Here is a 19,495-nt window from a genome sequence, read left to right as displayed (position 1 = left end):
ATTTTTATGCACAAGTTTGTAGAAAACGCCGGTCGAAATAATAGAAGAGAAAGGAAAAAATATGTGCGGTGGGGTCGAATTTCACTGGGATGGAAACAACCAGAAAGTTTATTTTCCCTATCCGAATGCGAAATTGCCGGTGATTCGCCGCGACGGCGGAATTGAACTGGTGACCTGGGGGAGACGAAATGAAGAGAACGACCCCGATGCCTTGCCGTTTCCGGTGAATGGTTGGGTTCGCGAGGACAGTTACGCACGTGGCGACTCCATGTGGAACCGCTACCGCAGCAAGCCGGTCAGAATCGCGGTTGACGCTTTTATGGAGAAAGACGATAAGGGCAATTCACATTGGTTTTCTATGCCTGATGGGCAATGCCTTCAAGGGCTGTTGCTGATCGTTGACGGTAAATGGCGGGTGTATGTGATGACCATCACGCCGCCGGAAAATGCGATTCCGAAAATCGCAAACGATAATCATGATCTGTTCGGCGCGATCGAAACCGAGCCGGTACAAATCCACCAGCGCTGGCCGATGCATACCTCGATTTAATAAATTAGCTCGGTTTAAAGCAGTTTAAGAAACTTCGCTTTATTCGCCCTGCAAGGTGACCACTAGTCTGCGGCTGCCGCCGTAGTTGCGATGCTCGCACAGATAGATGCCTTGCCAAGTTCCCAGATTTAAGCGACCGTTGGTAATCGGAATATTCAGGCTGAAACCCAGTAGGGCGCCTTTTAAATGCGCCGGCATATCATCCGGTCCTTCGTCGGTGTGGGTGAAGTAAGGCTCGTTTTCCGGCACAGCTTGATTGAAAAAGCTTTCGAAGTCGCTTCTTACCGACGGATCGGCGTTTTCGTTAATCGTCAGGCTGGCCGAAGTGTGCTGTATAAAGACATTCATCATGCCGACCTTGAACTCCTTGAGTTCCGGGAGTTGTCGGAGGATTTCATCGGTTACCAGATGGAAACCACGTGATTTGGATTGCAGATTAATGACACTCTGTCGCCACATTTTGGACTCCTTTAACGGTTTTTATTCGGTTTCACGTGAAACGCAATGCCGGTTTGCGGCCATCCTATCATGTTTAGCGCGAGCGATTTTTGCCTGTAACCCGGGCAACGGCTAGAATGGTCGGGTTTTCGATAAATAAAGAGTCAACAGTGGAAAAAGATTTATCTCAGCGCTGGCAACAGGAGTGGCAGAAAAACCCCAAGAGAAATCTTTGTGTCTGTTACGACGTCCCTAAAGAGGAGGTTATGCAGGCGATTGAAAAGGGCGCTTCATCTCTTGAGGAAGTCAGTTCTCAGACATACGCCTGTCAGGGCGCCGGGTGTTGCGAACGACAGGTGGAACGCCTCCTGGAATTTTATCGTGCGCAGGAACAGCCTGCTGAAGACAAAGAGTCGAATTAACGCCCGGCGACGACTTGGAATTTGCAATTTTGCCTCTATTAAAAACCTTATTCCTGAGCTGATACGCATTCACTGAATTTTGAACAGAATTAACACAAGAGAAGATTAAATGAGTAACCCGTTTTTTGATTTGGACGCCTTTCCGAGATTTGACCTTTATTCAGTCGAGCATATTCGACCTGCCGTCGAGCAGGTGATTGAAGAAAATCGGGCGGAAATCGAACGCTTGGTTAATTTGCAGGAGACGCCGACCTGGGAGAATTTTATTGAACCTCTTGAAGCCATCGACAACCGTTTTGAGCGTGTTTGGGGGCCGGTAGGGCATCTGGATGCGGTGAAAAATTCGGATGAGTGGCATCAGGCGTACAGCGACTGTCTGGGGTTGGTGACAGCTTATAACACCGGCGTCGGACAACATGCCGGATTATATGACAAGTTCAATCAATTGGCGCAAAGCGAAGAGTTCAAAGGATATTCTTTGGCGCAGAAAAAAGTGATTGAAAACGCTTTGCGTAATTTCCGTCTCAGCGGTATTGCTTTGCAACCGCAAGAGCAGACGCTCTTCAAAGAATATTCGGAAAAACTGTCGCAGTTGAGCAGTCAGTTCGGCAATAACGTCCTGAAAGCGACGCAGAGCTGGTCGAAAACAATTACCGCCGAACAGGATTTATCCGGATTGCCCGAGTCGGCGATGGGGCTTCTGGCGCAGCTGGCGCAACAGAAAGGAGAAGCCGAGGGAAGTTGGTGTGTTACGCTTGATTTTCCCTCCTATCTGGCGGTTATGACCCACGCAGACAACCGAGAATTACGCGAGGAAGTCTATCGCGCTTTCAGTACCCGTGCTTCCGATCAAGGCGAACACAGCCAGTACGATAATAGCGAAATTATCGAAGAGATCCGTGCTTTGCGTCATAAAAAAGCACAATTGCTCGGGTTTGATAACTACGCCGAGTTGTCGCTGGCGACCAAAATGGCGGAAAGCAGCGAGCAGGTTTTAGGCTTTTTACGCGATCTGGCACAGAAGTCCAAACCGCAGGCGCAAAAAGAGCTGGCGGCGCTTGAAGCCTATGCGGCTGAAACTCTGGGATTGCAGAAACTCGAACCTTGGGATGTCAGCTACGTTTCGGAAAAATATAAAAATGCGACCCTATCGCTTTCGCAGGAAAAATTGCGTCCTTATTTCCCTGTGGAAACGGTACTTGACGGCCTGTTTACCATTACTGAGCGTCTATTCGGTGTACGTTTGAAAGAGAAGCAGGGTGTGCCGGTATGGCATCAGGACGTGCGTTTCTTCGAGCTTGAGGATGAGGCGCACAAGGTGGTCGGACATTTCTATCTGGATCTGTATGCGCGTGAAAACAAACGCGGCGGCGCCTGGATGGATTCAGCCGTCACCCGCTGGCAGTACTCGGGCGGAAACCTGCAGACGCCGGTCGCTTATCTGGTGTGTAACTTTACGCCACCGGTCGGTGATAAGCCGGCTTGTCTGACGCATGATGAGGTCACGACGCTGTTTCACGAATTCGGGCATGGTATACACCATCTGCTGACCAAGATGATCCATCTGGATGTTTCCGGAATCAGCGGTGTGCCTTGGGATGCAGTGGAATTGCCGTCACAGTTTATGGAAAACTTCTGCTGGGAGCGCGAAAGTCTGGATCTGATGTCGGGTCATCTCGAAACCGGCGACAAGCTGCCGGAGAGTCTGTTTGTCTCTTTGAAAGAGAGTCGTGGCTTCCAGTCGGCCATGATGATGTTGCGCCAGATCGAGTTTGCCTTGAGTGATTTTGAATTACACGCTTTCTATCAGCCGGACGAAGTGGAGGCTTTAAGCGAATTAAGCGCCCGTATCCGTCAGGAAGTTGCGGTTATTATGCCGCCGGAATATAACCGTTTCATGCATAGCTTCAGCCATATTTTTGCCGGAGGTTATGCGGCCGGTTATTTCAGTTATAAATGGGCGGAAGTGCTTTCTTCGGACGCGTTCAGTCTGTTTGAGGAAAACGGGATTCTTGATCAGGAAACCGGGGCTAAATTCCGAAATACCATTCTGGCGGCGGGTGGTTCGATCGATCCGATGGAACTGTTTAAATCTTTCCGTGGTCGTGAACCGGAAATCGATGCGCTTTTAAGACATAGCGGTATCGCTGCCTAATTCGGAGTGTTTAAAAAAAGATCCGTATCCGAAAACGGATACGGATCAAGGCAGTCTCAATAGAAACTAGCTAACTTCCGATAAAGGAAAAAGTGAATTGAGTTGAGGTGTCGGATTAGAAGACGACACTGATCTGAGCGGACACACGGTCGTCGATCGAGTCCAGGATGTCGTGTACCGGTGATGCATCCGACAGATCCGGTGCGCCAATCGAACGCATTTCATAGTTGATTCTCAGAGCAGTCTTCTTATTCACAAAATACTGTGCGCCGAGCGTAGTGGTTGTGAATTCGCGATGGTTGGCATCGGTTTCGGTACCGCTGTCCAGAAAGTCGTATCGCAGATTCAATTCCAGATTCGGAATGACGCGATAGCCCAGATCGACATAATAGCCTTTAGCTTTTTCGTCCGGTTGAACACTGAACGTGGCGCCGTCATCAGGCGTACCCGCTCCCGTCGTGCCTCCATAAATCATGCCGTCGGCGGTGATATATTCGGCTGCCAGACGGTATTTCCCATCGAAATAAGTGCTCCCCAGTCCGGATCGTTTGCGGTCCACTTCGCCAACGTCATCCAATGTTCTTTTACCATCTTGCATCCAGGCGAAAAGTTTGACGCCCTGACGGCGAGGCCCTTTACTTTCGGCAAATATTTTTTCCGCCGAAACATACAGGTAATAGTCTTGATTGTTGTCATTATCAGTCATCGAGATGCCGTTTCCGTTACCCAGCATGGCTGCGTAGCTGTATTCCCAATCGTCATAGCGGAATGCATCGAAAATCTGTACCCCGGTATCGCGGAAAGCGCCGACGGGCGCATTACGTCCGGTATTTCCAGTGGCATTGTCAAACGAACGCTCTAAAAGTAAGCGGTCGGTGACATTAGTGAAATTGATATAGTTAAAGACACCTATCGCCTGCAAGCCTTCCTCGGCGCCCGGAGTTTTGAACAGTCCGGCGCGGATACGTGCTCCCGGAATATGATTCAGGGTAATACTGGCATCGGTAAGCTGGCCCCGGGAAGCATCCCCGCCGGTGGTGATACCGTTATTACCGAATTCGGCCAGTAAAAAGTAGTTTACTTTAGAGTCCAGAGGCAGGTTGTTTCCGCGCACCCCGATACGTGCTCTGCGGACATTGAATCCCTGTGCGGATTCCAGTTGTGGCGCCATCTGGTTAAAAGCGGCTTCCTCTCCGGCAAAAGGTCCGGCTTTGAGTTTGGTGTTGTCGGTTGCTTGGTACTCAGCCTGAACAAAGCCCCAGAGTTTTGCCCTTGGTGCCTGATGTTCGGCTTCCGTCCCTTGTAGCATCAGCCAGTTGGCCGCTTGCGCTGGCTGGCTTAGCGCAATTCCTCCCAAAGCGATAAGCAGTGTGTTTTTTAGAATTTGATTTTTAATAGGCATAGGAATCCCCTTCCTTGTATTTAAGGATTTTTTAAATTGGTTGTTAGTTAACGGTTTTGGGAAGAATTAAGGGCGCAGGTAGAGGTAACCTTTGCTTTGAAGATAGGCGAGTTCGGCAACGCCGCTGGGAACAATGTTGGAAGTTTCTACATCATACAGATCGCGTGCGACATTAACTTGGCGCCCTTTGACCGTATTGGCACAGACATTAAAGTCGACGCCGAGCATTTTTAGCTGGTCGATTTTCTGAATCATGCCCTGATTGGCGTTTGCGGCCTTGAATTTAGGTAGATTTTTTAGCGCTTCCGGTTTGATGAGCATGGACAACCCATTACCGTGCATGACCACTTTGATATCCAGGTTCTCTGCACCGACGGCATTGATATGGTTTTGAATATTTCGCAGGGTAGACGACTGTTTTTTAGGGTCGTCGTAATTGACGTGGTAGACCACTTTTTGTGTGCCGTATTTGCTGACGGTTTCGGCTGCAGAAGCTGTTGCTGTCCACACAGAAAAGACTGATAAAAACAGCATCAGGATTCGTAGAATTGGGTTCTTCATAGTGATTATTCCTCTAAGTAAGCTTGTTTTATTTGTTTTATTTTTAAGGTTTTAAAATCTGCCATCCGGCAGCGTTCAGTTGCAGGATACGTCCGGCTCCGGCAGGAACTTTTTGTACGCCATCGATGATTTCCGGGGTCTGGCCGAGAATTTTTGCGAAATTCTGCAAGGTATTCGAGCAGGCGCTGAAACGAACGCCGGCGTTGATCATGGATTTGATGCGTGCGGCATTAGCATTGTCTTTAAGCATCAGACGGACGCCCGGGCCGAAGGCGACTACTTCGATGTCCAGATTCGACGGGCCGTAATAGCGTTGCAGGTTGGCGGCGACATTCAATACCAGAACCTGTTTTTTCGGATCGGCGTCGCTGATCTGCAGCACGACCTTATGCTCGGCGAATGTATCCGGCAGAGGCGCTTCTTCCTGAGCAGCCATCGCTGTGGTTGAAAGCAGGGTGAACAGAAAAGCCAGACTGCTTTGGATAAATAAGCGGTAGACGGCGAATGTATGTGCCTTGATCGGCAGAGGTTTTCTCATGGTCGGTTAGCTCCTTTTTTTGAGTTTCCTGTTGGTTAAACGAATGGGGACAGGAGTTTATTCCAACTTTTTAGACCAGTAATTTTTATTTATCGAGCAGTATTTTTTATTTTATAAATCGTTAATATTTTTATAAAAATTCGCTTAAGCGCCGGAAAAAATTTTTGTTGCAATCGTTTTTGGTCTTCCATTACTATCGAAAAACTCACAATTTTGGAAAGCGGATTCACAAAAATGAAATTAAGCAGCAAAGTCGCAAATTTATTTTGCGCCGCGCGAGACCGCAGAGAGTTTAACGAGGCTTTAAAGCAGCAATATGCGAGTCTTTACCGCCTGGCCTACGCCTGGTGTCACCATCCATCAGTCGCTCAGGATCTGGTTCAGGAAACCATGTTAAAAGCGCTTGAAAAACGTGAAGATCTAAGCAGTTTGCAGCATTTAAAAGCATGGCTTGCTAAGATCATGCGAAATCAGTTTCTTGACGATATGCGTTTTAAGAAACGTTGGGAGTGGGTGGAAGAGTCGGAAATCGATGCCCATCACTGTCACGAATGCAGCGAAAGCGAGTTGATAAAGAAACAACGGCACGAGATGCTTTATCGGGCGGTTGCGAGACTGCCCTATGATCAGAGGGAAGCGATTGTACTGGCGGATTTGCAGGGTTTCAGTTACCAGGAAATCGCCGATATTACCGCAACACCGATCGGCACTGTAATGAGCCGGATTTCACGTGGACGTCAGAAGCTCAAAGAGTTGCTACAGAAACAAGACCTTCACACTAAAGTCGTCGCTTTTAGAGGACACTAGAAATGCGCAATAAAATTGAAGATTATCAGCTTCAGGCTTATGTTGATGATCAGCTGTCAACGGAAGAACGGTTTGAAGTCGAACGTTGTATTGAAGCGGATGCCGAGCTTATTCAGAGAGTTGCCGAGTTACGCGAGCTTAAATCAAGCATCAGGCAGGCTTACGGGGATATTGCAGTACCGGAACCCGATTTCTCCTTGCCGGCAGCTAAAAAGCCTTTTTGGAATGTTCCCAAGGCTGCGGCAGCAGCATTGGTTATGGGGATTCTGCTGGGAGGCAACGTCGGGTTTTTACAGCATTCAGCCGATCTGCAGAATATGCAGGCATCTGCACTTAACGAAAGCGCCGCGACGGATAAATTCATTATCCATATCGACTCGGACGATTTGAGTAAGCAAGTTGCGGCTTTGCACAAAATTAAAGATTTGTATGCGGAAAAAGGCCCGTCGCTTAAGGTGGATGTGATTACCAATTCCGATGGTGTTCGTCTGTTCGATGTAAACAGCCCCAATAATGCAGAATTAAGCGAACTTCTGGAGCAATACAGCGGGATAGCGCTGTATGCTTGTCAAAGAGCCTTGCAAAGAGCGAGCCTGAAAGGCGAGCCAATCCATTTGATTGATAAGGTAAAACACAATAAACCGGCAGTGGATGAGATGGCCGAACGACTGAATTCCGGTTGGAGCTATATCAAAATATGAGCTTATGAGACCATGGTCGAAAGGTTATGGTCTCAGATAAACAAAACCGTTTGACTGCAGTTTGGCCAATTCCGCCACTCCGCTGGGCACAATGTCTTTCTTATCCACATCATACAGGTCGTTATTGATGTCGATATGGTAGCCTTCGACCGTGTTACGGCAGATATTGAACTTTACGCCGTTAAGTTTCAGTTGGTCGATTTTCTGTTGCATCGTCAGTGTCGCGTTTCCGGCTTTAAACTTATGCAAACGGGGCAGGGCTTCCGGTTTCAGAAGCATGGAAAGGCCGTCACCATCCAATATGACACGCAGATCAATGTTTTCTACACCGACTTCGTCAAGGTGGTATTGGATATTTCTTAAGGCCGAGGTTTGCTTCTCATAGCTGTCGTAATTGATATGGTAGACAACTTTATGACTGTCTTGCCTTTTGGCATAGTCTCCGACGGAGATGTTAGGCAGAGCAAAAGTGACGCCTAAAAACAGAGTGAGTAGGGCTAGATTGGTTATTTTCATAGCGTTTTTCAATCAACTTACTTAAGTGTTTACAAAATAAGAGTCGATGGAATTACTCATTTTAGCTTTATTGGCTTTGACTTCGGTTTCATTTGACGAGGAAAAAAATCCGGAAATCACAACCGATATCAAAATTTTTTAGATCAAAGTCCTTTCGATTACATCCATCTGAGAGCAAGATGATACTTATTGCTCTTCAAGGAAATGAGATGAAGAATCAATTCCATTTTAACTCTTGGGCAAGTCATTATATTTATTAATGGCTTTTTATAAAGTGTGTTTTGGCAAAAAGGTAAAAATTTTTAACTTTTGCTACAGCTTTTTTACGTAAAAGCGCTTAAAGCAAAAGGTAAACCACTTTTACCGTTTTATGAACCGCGCTGATTGTAATGCCCTTGTTTTATGGCAATATGAAACTTTTAAGACATCGAATAACGAAATTTCCGAATAAATAGTTTAGGTATATTTACTAGTTTGGTGCACTAAGATGTCATTTTTGACACAGTGATGAACACTATCTATGATCGGAATTTGCTAGCATAAATACCTACTTTAAATAGTCGGTAAAAAGTGAGATCGACGGTTTATGAGTGATTCTCCATTTAAATTGCATGAAAACACTAATGAAAAGAAAGCGTTTTCTTTGTATCGGCGTCAGCTGCTGAAATTAGCTTCAATCTTTCCCGTAACGGGCGTGCCTGCTTCGGTGTATGCGCAAACCTCTGTTACAGAGCACTCAGATATCGGCTCGGAGAAGGCGTTACAGGATCCGTGGTTGAGTCTTGATGCGGTGCAAAATCACCTTTTTCCGCCATCCGAGAGCGGTTTGAGCGCTAAACAGCTTAAGGCTTTAAACTATCTGCAAAAGAAACTCGAACGACCTTTGGCCGATCATGAGGAGCAAGAGTTCTTATTTCAAGGTGTAGGGTGGTTAAACGATCTGTCGATCAGTGATTATCGTCGACGTTTTGTCGCTTTGGACTATGCCGAAAAAGAAGCGCTGTTGCAGAAAATCGTCAAAAGCCGTGCCGGAGAAAACTGGTTGTCGTTAATCATTGATAATCTGATAGAAGCCCTGGTGACAGATCCTGTATACGGCGGTAATCCTGATGGTTCGGGATGGAAAGCGATCGGGCAGATTCCGGGGTTTCCGCGTCCGCAGGCACAGGATCGCTATTATGAGCTCGGTTATCAAAAGCGTCAGCGGCTCTATCGTCAGAATGACGAAAAACGTCTAACCAAAGGATAGAAATAATGGCTGCGCATATTCCGGAATTTGATGTTTGTGTGATCGGTAGCGGTGCCGGTGGCGGTCCAGTGGCCTTTCGGTTGGCTCAGGCCGGTTATCAGGTTTTAGTCCTGGAAAAAGGACCGTGGCTTAAGGAAGAGCATTTTTTCAAAGATGAATTGAGCTGCTGTCGACATTCGATTTTTACCCCCGATCTGGCAGACGAGCAACATGTTCTGGAAACCCGAAACGATTACGGCGACTGGTATTCCGAAGCGACTTCGCAGTCGGGTTGGAATTTCTGGAACGGCAATATGGTCGGCGGTTCAAGTAATCTGATGAGCGGTTTTTTCTATCGTCTCAAACCGCAGGATTTCCGTCTTAAATCGGAATTTGGTGCTATTGCAGGGGCCAATATAGAAGACTGGCCGATCTCTTATGATGACCTTGAACCCTACTATACGTTGGTGGAAAGCGAGGTTGGCGTATCCGGTCATGCGGTTGATCATACGTTTGCCGAGCCGCGATCGACAGAGGATTTTCCTCACAAACCGACGGCTGAACATCCGATCGTCAAGCGGATCGAGAGTGCGTGTGATGCGCTTGGCTATCAGCCATTGCCGACGCCGCGGGCGATTCTTTCCACGCCGGATAAGGGGCGCCGCAGCTGCGAATACTCCGGTTTTTGCGGCAGCTACGGCTGTGCTTCGGGTGCTAAAGGCAGCTCACGCGCTGCACTATTGGATCGTGCCGTCAAGAGCGGTAAGTGCCATATTTGGGATAATTGCAAAGTGAACCGCCTGATTTCCGGAGCCGACGGTAAAGTGGTCGAAGCGGAGTTTGTGAATGCCGAAGAGCAGGTGCAGAAAGTAACGGCAAAGATATTTGTGGTTGCCTGTCAGGCCGTAGAAACCAGTCGACTGCTGCTTGCTTCCGTCGGGCCGAAGCACCTCAAAGGACTTGGCAATAATCATGATCAGGTCGGTAAAAATCTGCTGTTTTCCGCCGGCGGTGCGGGCAGTGGTGATCTGCTGTATGCCGATTTGGATCCCGAAAATATCAAGGCGCTGCAAACGCGCGGCCCGTTTGTAAACCGGAACCTGCAGAAGTGGTATGTCATCGACGACGAAGAACTGGGTGGGCGAGTCAAAGGCGGAACGATCGATTTTCTGCTGCGTCATCCAAACGCCTTGCCACAGGCGCTGCCGCAGAAATGGGACGACGACGGTAATCTGCTGTGGGGTAAGACGCTGCAAAAACGTATAAAATCGGCGATTAGCGGCCAGCAGACATTGAATTTCGAAGTGTTTAACGATTGGCTGCCGACCGACAACTGTTTTGTTTCGCTGGACTCTTCAGTAAAAGATCGCTGGAATCAGCCGGTGGCGAAAGTGCGACTCGGCTACCACGAACATGACCTGAAAGTCGGAAACTATCTGGCTGACAAGGCGGCCGGCGTTTTGCAGCAGATGGGGGCGAAAAATATCAACTGGTCGGTCAGCGGATCACCTCCTGCCAATCTGATGGCCGGTGGCTGCCGTTTCGGCACCGAGATCGAAACTTCGGTACTGGATCCAGACTGCCGTATGCACGACTGCGAAAACCTGTATGTGACCGATGGCAGCTTTATGCCGACCGGCGGCAGCGTGACCTATACCTGGACCATCTACGCCAACGCATTCCGCGTTGCCGATAAGATTATCGCTGCCCTTTAAGGTGTCTTAATGTAAATCCGAAAATAAAAAAGGGGCTGAAAAGCCCCTTTTTTATTAATGATGCTTTGCCAATTAACGAAGGATATGCAGGAAGTGCATATGCTTGTGGTAGTGGTCGATCACATCATTAATAATCGCCAGTTTCGACCAGCCCATGACATCGTAATCCTGACCGCCTTCGCTTAGGTGGATCTCGGCGCGATAGTAGTGCGCGGATTCATCCAGCTCTTCTGGTGAAAGGTCGACCTGACTGGCGAATTCCGGTTTCAGGTGGGCGCGGCTGCGCACTTCATACAGGAAATCCACTTCATCGCCGTGCTGGACAAACAGGCGCACGCGTTCGCGTTCTTTATCATGCTCGACCTCGACTTCCAGATCCTGAGCACGCAACTCTTCGGCGACCTCTTTGCAGGCCGGCCAGACAATATTCTGAATATAGCGGCTGACGGCTTGTTGGCTCGGATAGTCGACAATATTGTGCAGACGTGATTTCCAGTTATCGTCGCTGCTGCCTGTATTGACCGGCGCCAGATTGGTCTGCAGTGTATCGCGTTTGGTAATATCCACACGCAGTGCCTTGATCAAGCCATAGGTCGCCAGCAGCAGAACAATAGAGAACGGCATGGCGCTGGCAATGGTCATGGTCTGCAGAGCGCCCAAACCGCCTGCCAGCAGCAGAATAACCGCGATCAGACCGACGCCGATCACCCAGTACAGGCGTTGCCATAGCGGTGTATCGTCGCGGCCGTTGGAACAGAGCATATTGACCACCAGTGCGCCGGAATCGGCCGAGGTGACAAAGAAAACCACCACCATAACAATGGCGATAAACGACAGTACCGACCCGAATGGGAACTGATCCAAAAACGCGAACAGGGCCGTAGCGACATCATTTGACACTGCCTCTCCCAGGCTGCTCATGCCACGGTTAAGAATCATATCGATAGCGGAATTTCCGAAAAAGGTAAACCACATCATACTGAAACCGACCGGGACAAACAGGACACCCATCGCGAATTCACGGATGCTGCGGCCGCGAGAGACACGGGCGATAAACAGGCCGACAAACGGCGCCCAGGCGAGCCACCAGGCCCAGTAGAAAATCGTCCAGCCGCCGATCCAATCGGTCTTTTCATAGGCATACAGGTTAAAGGTGACACGGATGATATCAGACAGATAAGTCCCCGCGTTCTGAATCAGCGCCTGCAGCAGGAAAACTGTTGAGCCGAGCACCAGTACCAGAAGCATCAGCAGCACCGCCAGGCTCATATTCAACTCCGACAGGCGGCGAATCCCTTTATCCAGACCGGTGGCGACGGAGACAGCGGCCATAGCGGTCACCACTGCGATCAGAATAATCTGTGCCGTTACGCTGACCGGAATCGAGTCAAACAGGTAATGCAGCCCGGAGTTCATTTGCAGGACGCCGTAGCCAAGAGATGTTGCGATCCCGAAAATGGTCCCGATAACGGCAAACACATCCACGGCATGCCCGATCGGGCCGTAAATACGTTCACCGATTAAAGGAAACAGCGCCGATCTCAGTGTCAGTGGCAAACCGTGTCGGTAGCTGAAAAAAGCCAAAATCAACGCCACTATGGCGTAAATCGCCCAGGCATGCAGCCCCCAGTGGAAAAAGGTGATTTTCATGGCGTCACGCGCCGCTTCAATCGTTCCGGGGTCAGCATCCGGTGGGGTCAGGAAGTGCATAACCGGTTCGGCGACGCCGAAAAACATCAGGCCTATCCCCATCCCGGCAGAAAACAGCATCGAAAACCAGGTGATTTTCGAGTAATCGGGTGTAGCATGATCCGGTCCGAGTTTAATTTCGCCGTAGCGAGACAATCCGAGAAATGTGACGGTAATCAGAATAATGGCGACAGTCAGAATATAGAACCAGCCGCCATTGTCTATAAGTACGCTTTGCAGGTTGTTGAAGGTATTTTCGGCGTTTTGAGGCCAGAGTGCTGCGTAGATCAGCAGCATGACCACCAATGCGGTGGCGCTGTAAAAGACAGGCGGATTGAGTCGCGCCTGCGTATCAGTTGCGGATGAGTGCATTGCTCTTTCTCCGTTTTGGCTAGGGTTGGCTATTTACTTTGTGAGTAGTACCAGTCGATCGACAGATACAGGGCGTTGAATTCATAGTCGGAATCAACGATATCGCCATAACGGTCGATATAGCCGTTTTGTGTCAGGTACTCCGCGTAGATCCAGCCGGGGCCGTAGTCATAGCGAATTCCCGGTGCATAGGCGGAGATTGTGCCTTCACGGTTACCGTCGGTCTGGGATTGCGCCCAAGTGGCGTCGAGGTAGTAGGTCCAATTCCCGCTGTTTCGTCCGATTTCCAGCGCGTAACGTCGGGTCTCGCGATCCTGTTCCAGTGCATCCTGCTGAGCCAGATCGGAGGGCAGGCTTCGGTAGGTCTGGATGGCTTCGGCGTTGACAAAGTTATTGCCGAATTTCCCTTTGTAGTAGAGGACGCCTGCGCTCTGTTCACCATCCCTCTCTTTTTGGTTATCGATTTTCAGCCCGGCGGAACGTAGTGCCGTCAGATCTTCGAGTTCGCCTGTTTGCAGAGCTATCCCCAGTGTATGTTTGGGGGCGATTTCCATATTCAGGTCGGCCACGATGGTATTGAGCTTCCGGTAGCTGTCAGACGATCCCCAGTGACGGTTATCATCGGTGGTGTCGGTACTGGTGCTCCACCAGTCATCCCGTGGGTAATAGGCAAGGTTATAGCCGAACCGGTTCTGACGGCCCTGTAGTTTGATGCCGACATCCATCTGATCGCCGTAGCCCGCTTGGTACATATCTCCTGGCCAGAAGTTAGAGGTTTTCCAGCCGAAGGGTACTTGACTTTTTCCGATGATGACCTTATGGCTGTCGTTGAGATCCAGGCCGATCCAGGCTTTGTGCAGGGATATTTCGTCGCCTGTGGCATTATTATCAACATCGGTAAAGCTGCCCGGTCCGATGCGCAGTTCGGCCGAGTAGGACCAGATACCATGACCCGGTTCTGCATTGCCGTCCACATAAAAAATGACCGCTTCATTGCCGAATTCACCGTTTTTGGTGTAGGCATCGGTCGGCAGGTTGTCGTCTTCTTCGGCGAAGTTGTACCAGGCTCCCAGAGTGAAGGTGTGGCCGGCCTGTGCCGAAAGAGGCGTTAAGGCAGTCGTCAAAACTAGGCTGCCTATAAAGACTCCGTAGCGCGCGTTATGTTTGAAAATTTTCTGCTGAGGAAAAGTACAAAGATTTTTGGTCTGTTTTGAAAAGAGATGAGGCTTCAAAGATTGAAGTTTCATATGCATAAAAAGGCTCCTTTGACCTGATTTATCATGTCCAGGATGAGAAGAGAGGACCGTCGTCGCGGATTGGGTTGCTTTTTTATGCTAACAACTTGAATTTAAGGCTGCAAACCGGGAGCGGACTTTAAGGGGCTCTGTGAAAGCAGGAATCCGGTTAATTGAGGCATTTAATGTCAATTAACCTTTGAAAGCCTCCGGTGAGTTGAGATAGTCGATCTCGGTTTGCGTGTTTTGCCGTCCAAGAGCTTTATTGCGGTGCGGGAATCGGCCGAATTTACGCACAATTTCGCGGTGATGCCGGGCAAAGCGGGCGTTATCTTCCAGGGCGGATTTTTCGAAGAGACGCACCGATTCATTCTGGTCTTCGAGATTTTCACTGTGCATTAGGGGCATATACAGAAATGCCCGCCGTTCGAGCGGCAGTTCAAGATCAAAACCCTTCGCTACGGCATGCTTACACACCGCCACGGCCTGCTGCTCGGTCGAAAAGCTTTTTGCTTCGCCGCGGAACATATTCAGTGGAAACTGATCCAACACGATACACAGCGCCAGACACCCTTCGGCACTCTGCTTCCAGTGATCCAATTCATTATCGGCCGCCTGTTGCCATAAAGACTCGAATCTCCGACGAATTTCCATATCGATTTCCGATGTGGAATTAAACCAATGCTCGGATATCGGCGGGGTGTACCAGAATTGCAGGATGTCAGAAGGGCTTGTCACACCAAGGCTCCAAAGAAACGGGCGTGCTTAAATCTTACCTGAATAAGTGGTTTTATGGAGGTTTTTGGGCGAGTTCTCAACGAACAATACAAAGATCGAAAAATTTACTATGCGTATGCTATCTCGTGTCGGTTAGCGAAGCTGTAATTAATTTCAACTCGTTGAATTTAAAAGATATTAGTGTTTTGTAATGCTTGTTGCCTCCGGTGAGATTTACGCTATAAATAAGCAAAGTCTTTCAATAATAGGTGTGGTATCTGGAGGGATTATGGCTCGTAAATTTTTATCTATTTCCTGGATTTATCTGTTAGCGGGGCTGCTTTTGGGGATCTATATGGCGGCATCTAAAGATCATGGTCAGCTTCCGACTCACGCGCATATTATGCTGGTTGGTTTTTTGCTGAATTTTGCCTATGGTTTGACCTACAAGCTTTGTCTACAGAATGGGGTACAGGCCGGCAAGCTGGCTAAAGGACAATTCATTCTGCATCAAATCGGTGCTCTGGTCATGGTGGCAGGGCTTTTCCTGCTGTATGGCGGTAGCGCTCCAGAAGCGACACTTGGTCCGATTCTCGGCATCTCCTCAATTTTTGTCTTGCTGTCTGCCGCGATCATGGCGTATCAATATTTCAAGCATGCGTAGCGGTAATGAAATTGATCGAATCAAAAAAGCCGACGTAATGTCGGCTTTTGAACAGCGGTAGAACTCATAGAGCAACAAACCTGTTTTTAGCTGAATCCAGGCGTTTCACGTGAAAAGTTATTGCGGCTGGTAAGTTCTTTCCGGGGGCGGGAAGCCACAACTGGTTCCATCGGTAACCTGTATTTTGTCTTCCCAGGGAAGCTTGTATTTTCCTTGAGCCAGATCGGTCATATAGGTATAGGGACAATCCATTGCACCGCCCTTGACCGCAACATAGCCGCGATGTCCGAACTGATAGATGTTGTTTTCAACCCCCCAGGTATTGCGAGCTTCGTCAACGAGATCCGGGCGCACTTCGGCGGTAATGATTTCGTCGGCAAGTCCGTTTCCTTCGGCAATAGGAACCCCGTCAAAGTTTATGATCGACCCTTCGCCCATCGAGTTGAAAGTACCGTCTGTCCCGGCAAGACAGACATTGGCGGTCACCATAAGGTTGCAGAAGGCGTTGGCCTGGTTGGTGATTTTCCAGCTGTGGCGGATTGGGGCCGTATAGCCAGCCGTGCGCAGCATGATATTGGCACCTTTATAGGCGCATTCTCTGGCCATTTCCGGGAACATTCCGTCGTGACAGATAATCAGTGCCAGTTTGGAACCATTAGGACCATCGCAGACCGGAATACCCATGTCGCCTGGTTCCCAGGGTTCAACCGGAACCCAAGGGTGCAGCTTGCGATAGAAAAGTTGAATTTCGCCCTGATCATCAATAATGATCCCGGTGTTGTAGGGGTTGCCTTGCGGGTTGAATTCCATAATCGAAAAACAGCCCCAGATTTGGTTTTCTTTGCACACGGCCTGAAAGGCTTGCACTTCGGGGCCGTCACGATGACACATAATTTCCGGATTGGTGTCCATCGACAGGCCATGCAGGCAGTATTCGGGAAAAACGACCAGATCCATGGTCGGCATTTGCCGCCGCGCCTTGCGGACCAGATCGCACACTTTCTGGGTTTCGTTTGCCAGGTCTTCCGGGGTTTTGACATCCGGCAGCTGTTTTTGAACCAGCCCGATGACAACGCCGTTAGGGGATTTATTAAGTCCTCCGAGTCCACTCATTGAGTCTTCTCCTTATTAAATAATTTTGGATTTTGCTGTGAGGAATGAAAAGGGCGATCAAATGATCGCCCTTGTTATGGCTTAGCTGGCAAGCAGCTCTTTCAGTGCGTCATCAATGAAAGTGACGTCGACAGGGTTCAGGCCAGGGCCACCGGCGAAATGTCCCCAAACGGATGGGATTGGACGGAATTCCGCATTCGGCATATTGCTGACTTCGTATTCGTTGTCTTCCGGAGGGAAGTACAGGTCAGTTGCACCCGGCATAACAATCGCTTTAGCCGTGATGGAACCAAGCGCTTTTTCAAAGTCGCCGTTGTAGATCGGGTTGGCACTGATATCGCCGTATTGCCATGTCCACAGCATTGCCAGAAGGTTATTGGCGTCACGCTCAAGGAAGAAGCCTTCCCAGAATGCCACCAAGAAATCTTCAAGAGACGAATAACCAAGCTCTCTGAATAGTTCCTGACGATAGAACGGCTGAGAAAAGCCCCAACCTGCATAAACACGGGCCATTGCGCGTAGACCTTTTGTTGGTGGCTTTTCATACCAGCCATGTTCAAAAGCAACGTCTGCAGTCAGCGCGGCTTTAACACTTTCCAGGAATACGAAGTTATGCACCGAGGTTTTCGCCGATCCGCAGAACGGAGCGATACGTTCAACCATATCCGGGTATTGCGCACCCCATTGATAAGTTTGCTGTGCCCCCATTGACCAGCCGACAACCAAGGCAATCTTTTCAATGCCGAACTCTTCGGTGACAAGGCGGTGTTGCGCCGAAACGTTGTCATAAAGTGTTGTACCCGGGAAACGCGCCTGATCATATGGTGCAGGGGTGTTGCTTGGAGAGGAAGAAAGTCCATTCCCCAGCATGTTCGGGATAATAATGAAATACTTTTCCGGATCCAGAGCCATGCCTTCACCGACTAGCCATTCATTATCGTAATGCTGACCGGAATACCAGGTTGGGTATACGATCACATTGTCCTTGGCTTCGTTTAATGTTCCGAATGTTTTGTAAGCCAGTTTTGCATCGCGGATTGTTGCACCGCCTTGTGTCACAAAATTGCCCAGTTCAAAAATTTGATAATCTTTCACGTTATTAAAATCTCCAAAATTAAATCTAAATTACTTGGCTACGGCTGATTTGCTGCTTGACATGATTACCCAATAAGCCAAACCACCGATGATGAATGAAGAAACCGCTGTAGATAGTCCTGGGAAAGACTTTTCAACAATGAAGGCAGCGACAGAACCGATAGCCCAAGCGATAAAGGCTTTTGGACGCCAGTCGGTGTCGATTTCAGAGTCTTTTCTCATCAGGTACTGGTCAAGCAGAATAATTGCACCGATTGGTGGAACAAGAATACCTAGCAGGCTTAGCCATTCGATGAAGAACGCCCAAACGTTGGTTGCGGCAATAACGATACCGATCGCACCTAGAATGACGGCAAGAAGACGCATGTGGCTTCCTACAATGCGTGACCAACCGGTTGCAGCGTTATATAGACAGTGAGAACAAACAGAACCCAGGTTAAGCAGCAAGAATACAAAAGCGACTACAGCCAACCAGCCGATGTTTTGCGAGATCATATAACCGAACATATTGTCGGCACCGAAAGGATTCGCATCCGGAACTGCCAGAGCAGCGGTCATGATTCCACCGACAAGCATGGCGATCATGTTTGCAAACGGGAATGCACTGAATGTTGCGACCAGAGAGCTTTTAGAGTCTTTAGCCCAGCGGTTGAAGTCACCGGTTACCGTTCCGGCATCGATGAATAGTGCGATTACCATAGTTAAACCGATACCGAAGGCCATTGGAACTTCAGGGTTGTTTCCAGGGTAGGCTGCGATTTCCGCCCAAGTAGTGGTGCTGGCAGCATCGAAAGCCACCCATAAGCCGAGGATGACGAAAAGCGGAGCTGAGATCATGCCGATCCAGTGCAGGCCGCGAACCCCCAGGAAGGTGATAGCGATATATAGAATACCGGCGATGATTGCCATCATCGTATAGTTGATATCAAAGGCGCTATTGATCAAAGCACCGGTAATACCGGTTTGTACCGCGAACCAGCCCAATAACAGGGTGGCTAAAAGTCCGGAGGCTAAAACGTAGCCTTTGCGACCGAACACGACACTGGCGATAAGCGCAAAGTTGTAACCTTTTTTGGTTCCAAGCAGACCGAGTCCACCAACGTAGGCGAACATTAATACGTTACCGATGATCATTGCCCATAAGGCGTCGATGAATCCCATACCCATTACCAGCAGAGAGCCGGTCATGGCACCGGTAATGATCATAGGGAAACCGATCCAAACCATGCTCACTGAGAACATGCTTCGTCTCGCTTTGGCCGGCACGGCACAGTGTTCATACTCTTCACCGAGTACGTGATCGACTTCTTCTTCGAGGTGTTCTATTTTTGCTTCGTATTCATCTATTTTTGATGGAACACTCTGCTTCGTATTCTCCAATCCTGACATGGTTGGCTGCTCCTTGTAAATTTGCGTGATTACATTGAAAGTGAAACTAAAGTTAAGGAAAGTTGTTAAAAAAATGGCCAATGTTTAACTTTGTTCAAAGTTAAGAGTTTCTTTGACTCAGAAAAACTTAATAAACTTTATTGATTAAGAATAATTTTGGCCTAAATATTTTTTGATTAATAAAAACA

At 48.8% G+C, this 19,495-nt stretch carries 19 protein-coding genes; 8 read left to right on the top strand and 11 right to left on the bottom strand.

Annotated features, from left to right (window positions below):
- Positions 1 to 61 precede the first annotated feature (61 nt).
- Complete coding sequence (locus tag J3999_RS10075; RefSeq protein ID WP_208127772.1) at positions 62 to 550, top strand: hypothetical protein; 489 nt, start codon at positions 62 to 64, stop codon at positions 548 to 550.
- Positions 551 to 589: 39 nt separating this feature from the next.
- Here J3999_RS10075 and J3999_RS10070 read toward each other — a convergent pair whose 3' ends face one another.
- On the bottom strand, positions 590 to 1,009 hold the full coding sequence (locus J3999_RS10070; protein WP_208127771.1) for a secondary thiamine-phosphate synthase enzyme YjbQ: 420 nt from the start codon (positions 1,007 to 1,009) through the stop codon (positions 590 to 592).
- A 149-nt stretch (positions 1,010 to 1,158) separates the two neighbouring features.
- On the opposite strand from J3999_RS10070, the gene J3999_RS11980 reads away from it, so the two are divergent.
- Both J3999_RS11980 and J3999_RS10060 read left to right on the top strand, forming a co-directional pair.
- Entirely contained in the window at positions 1,159 to 1,410 is a 252-nt protein-coding gene (locus J3999_RS11980; protein ID WP_371811880.1) for a (2Fe-2S)-binding protein, read from the top strand.
- A gap of 109 nt (positions 1,411 to 1,519) precedes the next feature.
- The gene (locus tag J3999_RS10060; RefSeq protein ID WP_208127769.1) at positions 1,520 to 3,565 is read left to right on the top strand and encodes a M3 family metallopeptidase; all 2,046 of its coding nucleotides are present in this window, start codon (positions 1,520 to 1,522) and stop codon (positions 3,563 to 3,565) included.
- A 115-nt stretch (positions 3,566 to 3,680) separates the two neighbouring features.
- Here the strand turns inward: J3999_RS10060 and J3999_RS10055 are convergent, their stop codons facing one another.
- From J3999_RS10055 to J3999_RS10045, 3 genes are all read right to left on the bottom strand, one after another.
- Positions 3,681 to 4,967: a porin gene (locus tag J3999_RS10055; protein ID WP_208127768.1), complete on the bottom strand. Its 1,287-nt coding sequence runs from the start codon at positions 4,965 to 4,967 to the stop codon at positions 3,681 to 3,683.
- 66 nt (positions 4,968 to 5,033) lie between these two features.
- Positions 5,034 to 5,528, bottom strand: a complete 495-nt coding sequence (locus J3999_RS10050) for a DsrE family protein (RefSeq protein ID WP_243755434.1) — start codon at positions 5,526 to 5,528, stop codon at positions 5,034 to 5,036.
- A gap of 43 nt (positions 5,529 to 5,571) precedes the next feature.
- Positions 5,572 to 6,066 carry a DsrE family protein gene (locus tag J3999_RS10045; RefSeq protein WP_208127767.1) on the bottom strand — a complete coding sequence of 165 codons (495 nt, stop codon included), beginning with the start codon at positions 6,064 to 6,066 and terminating at the stop codon, positions 5,572 to 5,574.
- 234 nt (positions 6,067 to 6,300) lie between these two features.
- Between J3999_RS10045 and J3999_RS10040 the strand changes: the two genes are divergently transcribed.
- Both J3999_RS10040 and J3999_RS10035 read left to right on the top strand, forming a co-directional pair.
- Complete coding sequence (locus tag J3999_RS10040) at positions 6,301 to 6,873, top strand: RNA polymerase sigma factor (protein WP_208127766.1); 573 nt, start codon at positions 6,301 to 6,303, stop codon at positions 6,871 to 6,873.
- A 2-nt stretch (positions 6,874 to 6,875) separates the two neighbouring features.
- A complete protein-coding gene (locus J3999_RS10035) occupies positions 6,876 to 7,574 on the top strand; it encodes a hypothetical protein (protein WP_208127765.1) in 699 nt (232 codons plus the stop codon).
- A gap of 24 nt (positions 7,575 to 7,598) precedes the next feature.
- Here J3999_RS10035 and J3999_RS10030 read toward each other — a convergent pair whose 3' ends face one another.
- Entirely contained in the window at positions 7,599 to 8,090 is a 492-nt protein-coding gene (locus J3999_RS10030; protein WP_208127764.1) for a DsrE family protein, read from the bottom strand.
- 586 nt (positions 8,091 to 8,676) lie between these two features.
- On the opposite strand from J3999_RS10030, the gene J3999_RS10025 reads away from it, so the two are divergent.
- Both J3999_RS10025 and J3999_RS10020 read left to right on the top strand, forming a co-directional pair.
- Complete coding sequence (locus tag J3999_RS10025; RefSeq protein WP_208127763.1) at positions 8,677 to 9,339, top strand: gluconate 2-dehydrogenase subunit 3 family protein; 663 nt, start codon at positions 8,677 to 8,679, stop codon at positions 9,337 to 9,339.
- Between the two features lie 5 nt (positions 9,340 to 9,344).
- The gene (locus J3999_RS10020) at positions 9,345 to 11,033 is read left to right on the top strand and encodes a GMC family oxidoreductase (RefSeq protein ID WP_208127762.1); all 1,689 of its coding nucleotides are present in this window, start codon (positions 9,345 to 9,347) and stop codon (positions 11,031 to 11,033) included.
- 72 nt (positions 11,034 to 11,105) lie between these two features.
- Here the strand turns inward: J3999_RS10020 and J3999_RS10015 are convergent, their stop codons facing one another.
- The 3 genes from J3999_RS10015 to J3999_RS10005 all read right to left on the bottom strand — a co-directional run bounded on the left by J3999_RS10015 (position 11,106) and on the right by J3999_RS10005 (position 15,067).
- A complete protein-coding gene (locus tag J3999_RS10015; protein WP_208127761.1) occupies positions 11,106 to 13,094 on the bottom strand; it encodes a choline BCCT transporter BetT in 1,989 nt (662 codons plus the stop codon).
- A 29-nt stretch (positions 13,095 to 13,123) separates the two neighbouring features.
- Entirely contained in the window at positions 13,124 to 14,347 is a 1,224-nt protein-coding gene (locus J3999_RS10010; RefSeq protein ID WP_243755433.1) for a hypothetical protein, read from the bottom strand.
- A 174-nt stretch (positions 14,348 to 14,521) separates the two neighbouring features.
- On the bottom strand, positions 14,522 to 15,067 hold the full coding sequence (locus J3999_RS10005) for a DUF924 family protein (RefSeq protein ID WP_208127760.1): 546 nt from the start codon (positions 15,065 to 15,067) through the stop codon (positions 14,522 to 14,524).
- A 268-nt stretch (positions 15,068 to 15,335) separates the two neighbouring features.
- On the opposite strand from J3999_RS10005, the gene J3999_RS10000 reads away from it, so the two are divergent.
- Positions 15,336 to 15,710 (top strand): hypothetical protein, encoded by a 375-nt coding sequence (locus J3999_RS10000; RefSeq protein ID WP_208127759.1) that lies wholly within the window; start codon positions 15,336 to 15,338, stop codon positions 15,708 to 15,710.
- Between the two features lie 117 nt (positions 15,711 to 15,827).
- On the opposite strand, the gene J3999_RS09995 is transcribed toward J3999_RS10000, so the two are convergent.
- The 3 genes from J3999_RS09995 to J3999_RS09985 all read right to left on the bottom strand — a co-directional run bounded on the left by J3999_RS09995 (position 15,828) and on the right by J3999_RS09985 (position 19,307).
- On the bottom strand, positions 15,828 to 16,823 hold the full coding sequence (locus tag J3999_RS09995) for a formamidase (protein WP_208127758.1): 996 nt from the start codon (positions 16,821 to 16,823) through the stop codon (positions 15,828 to 15,830).
- Between the two features lie 81 nt (positions 16,824 to 16,904).
- Positions 16,905 to 17,918 (bottom strand): alpha/beta fold hydrolase, encoded by a 1,014-nt coding sequence (locus J3999_RS09990; RefSeq protein ID WP_208127757.1) that lies wholly within the window; start codon positions 17,916 to 17,918, stop codon positions 16,905 to 16,907.
- Between the two features lie 30 nt (positions 17,919 to 17,948).
- Positions 17,949 to 19,307: a cytosine permease gene (locus J3999_RS09985; RefSeq protein ID WP_208127756.1), complete on the bottom strand. Its 1,359-nt coding sequence runs from the start codon at positions 19,305 to 19,307 to the stop codon at positions 17,949 to 17,951.
- Positions 19,308 to 19,495: the final 188 nt, after the last annotated feature.

Source organism: Thiomicrorhabdus sp. 6S3-12 (assembly GCF_017571475.1).
In the GTDB taxonomy this organism is placed as follows: Bacteria; Pseudomonadota; Gammaproteobacteria; order Thiomicrospirales; family Thiomicrospiraceae; genus Thiomicrorhabdus.
This window is presented reverse-complemented; position numbering and strand designations above follow the sequence as displayed.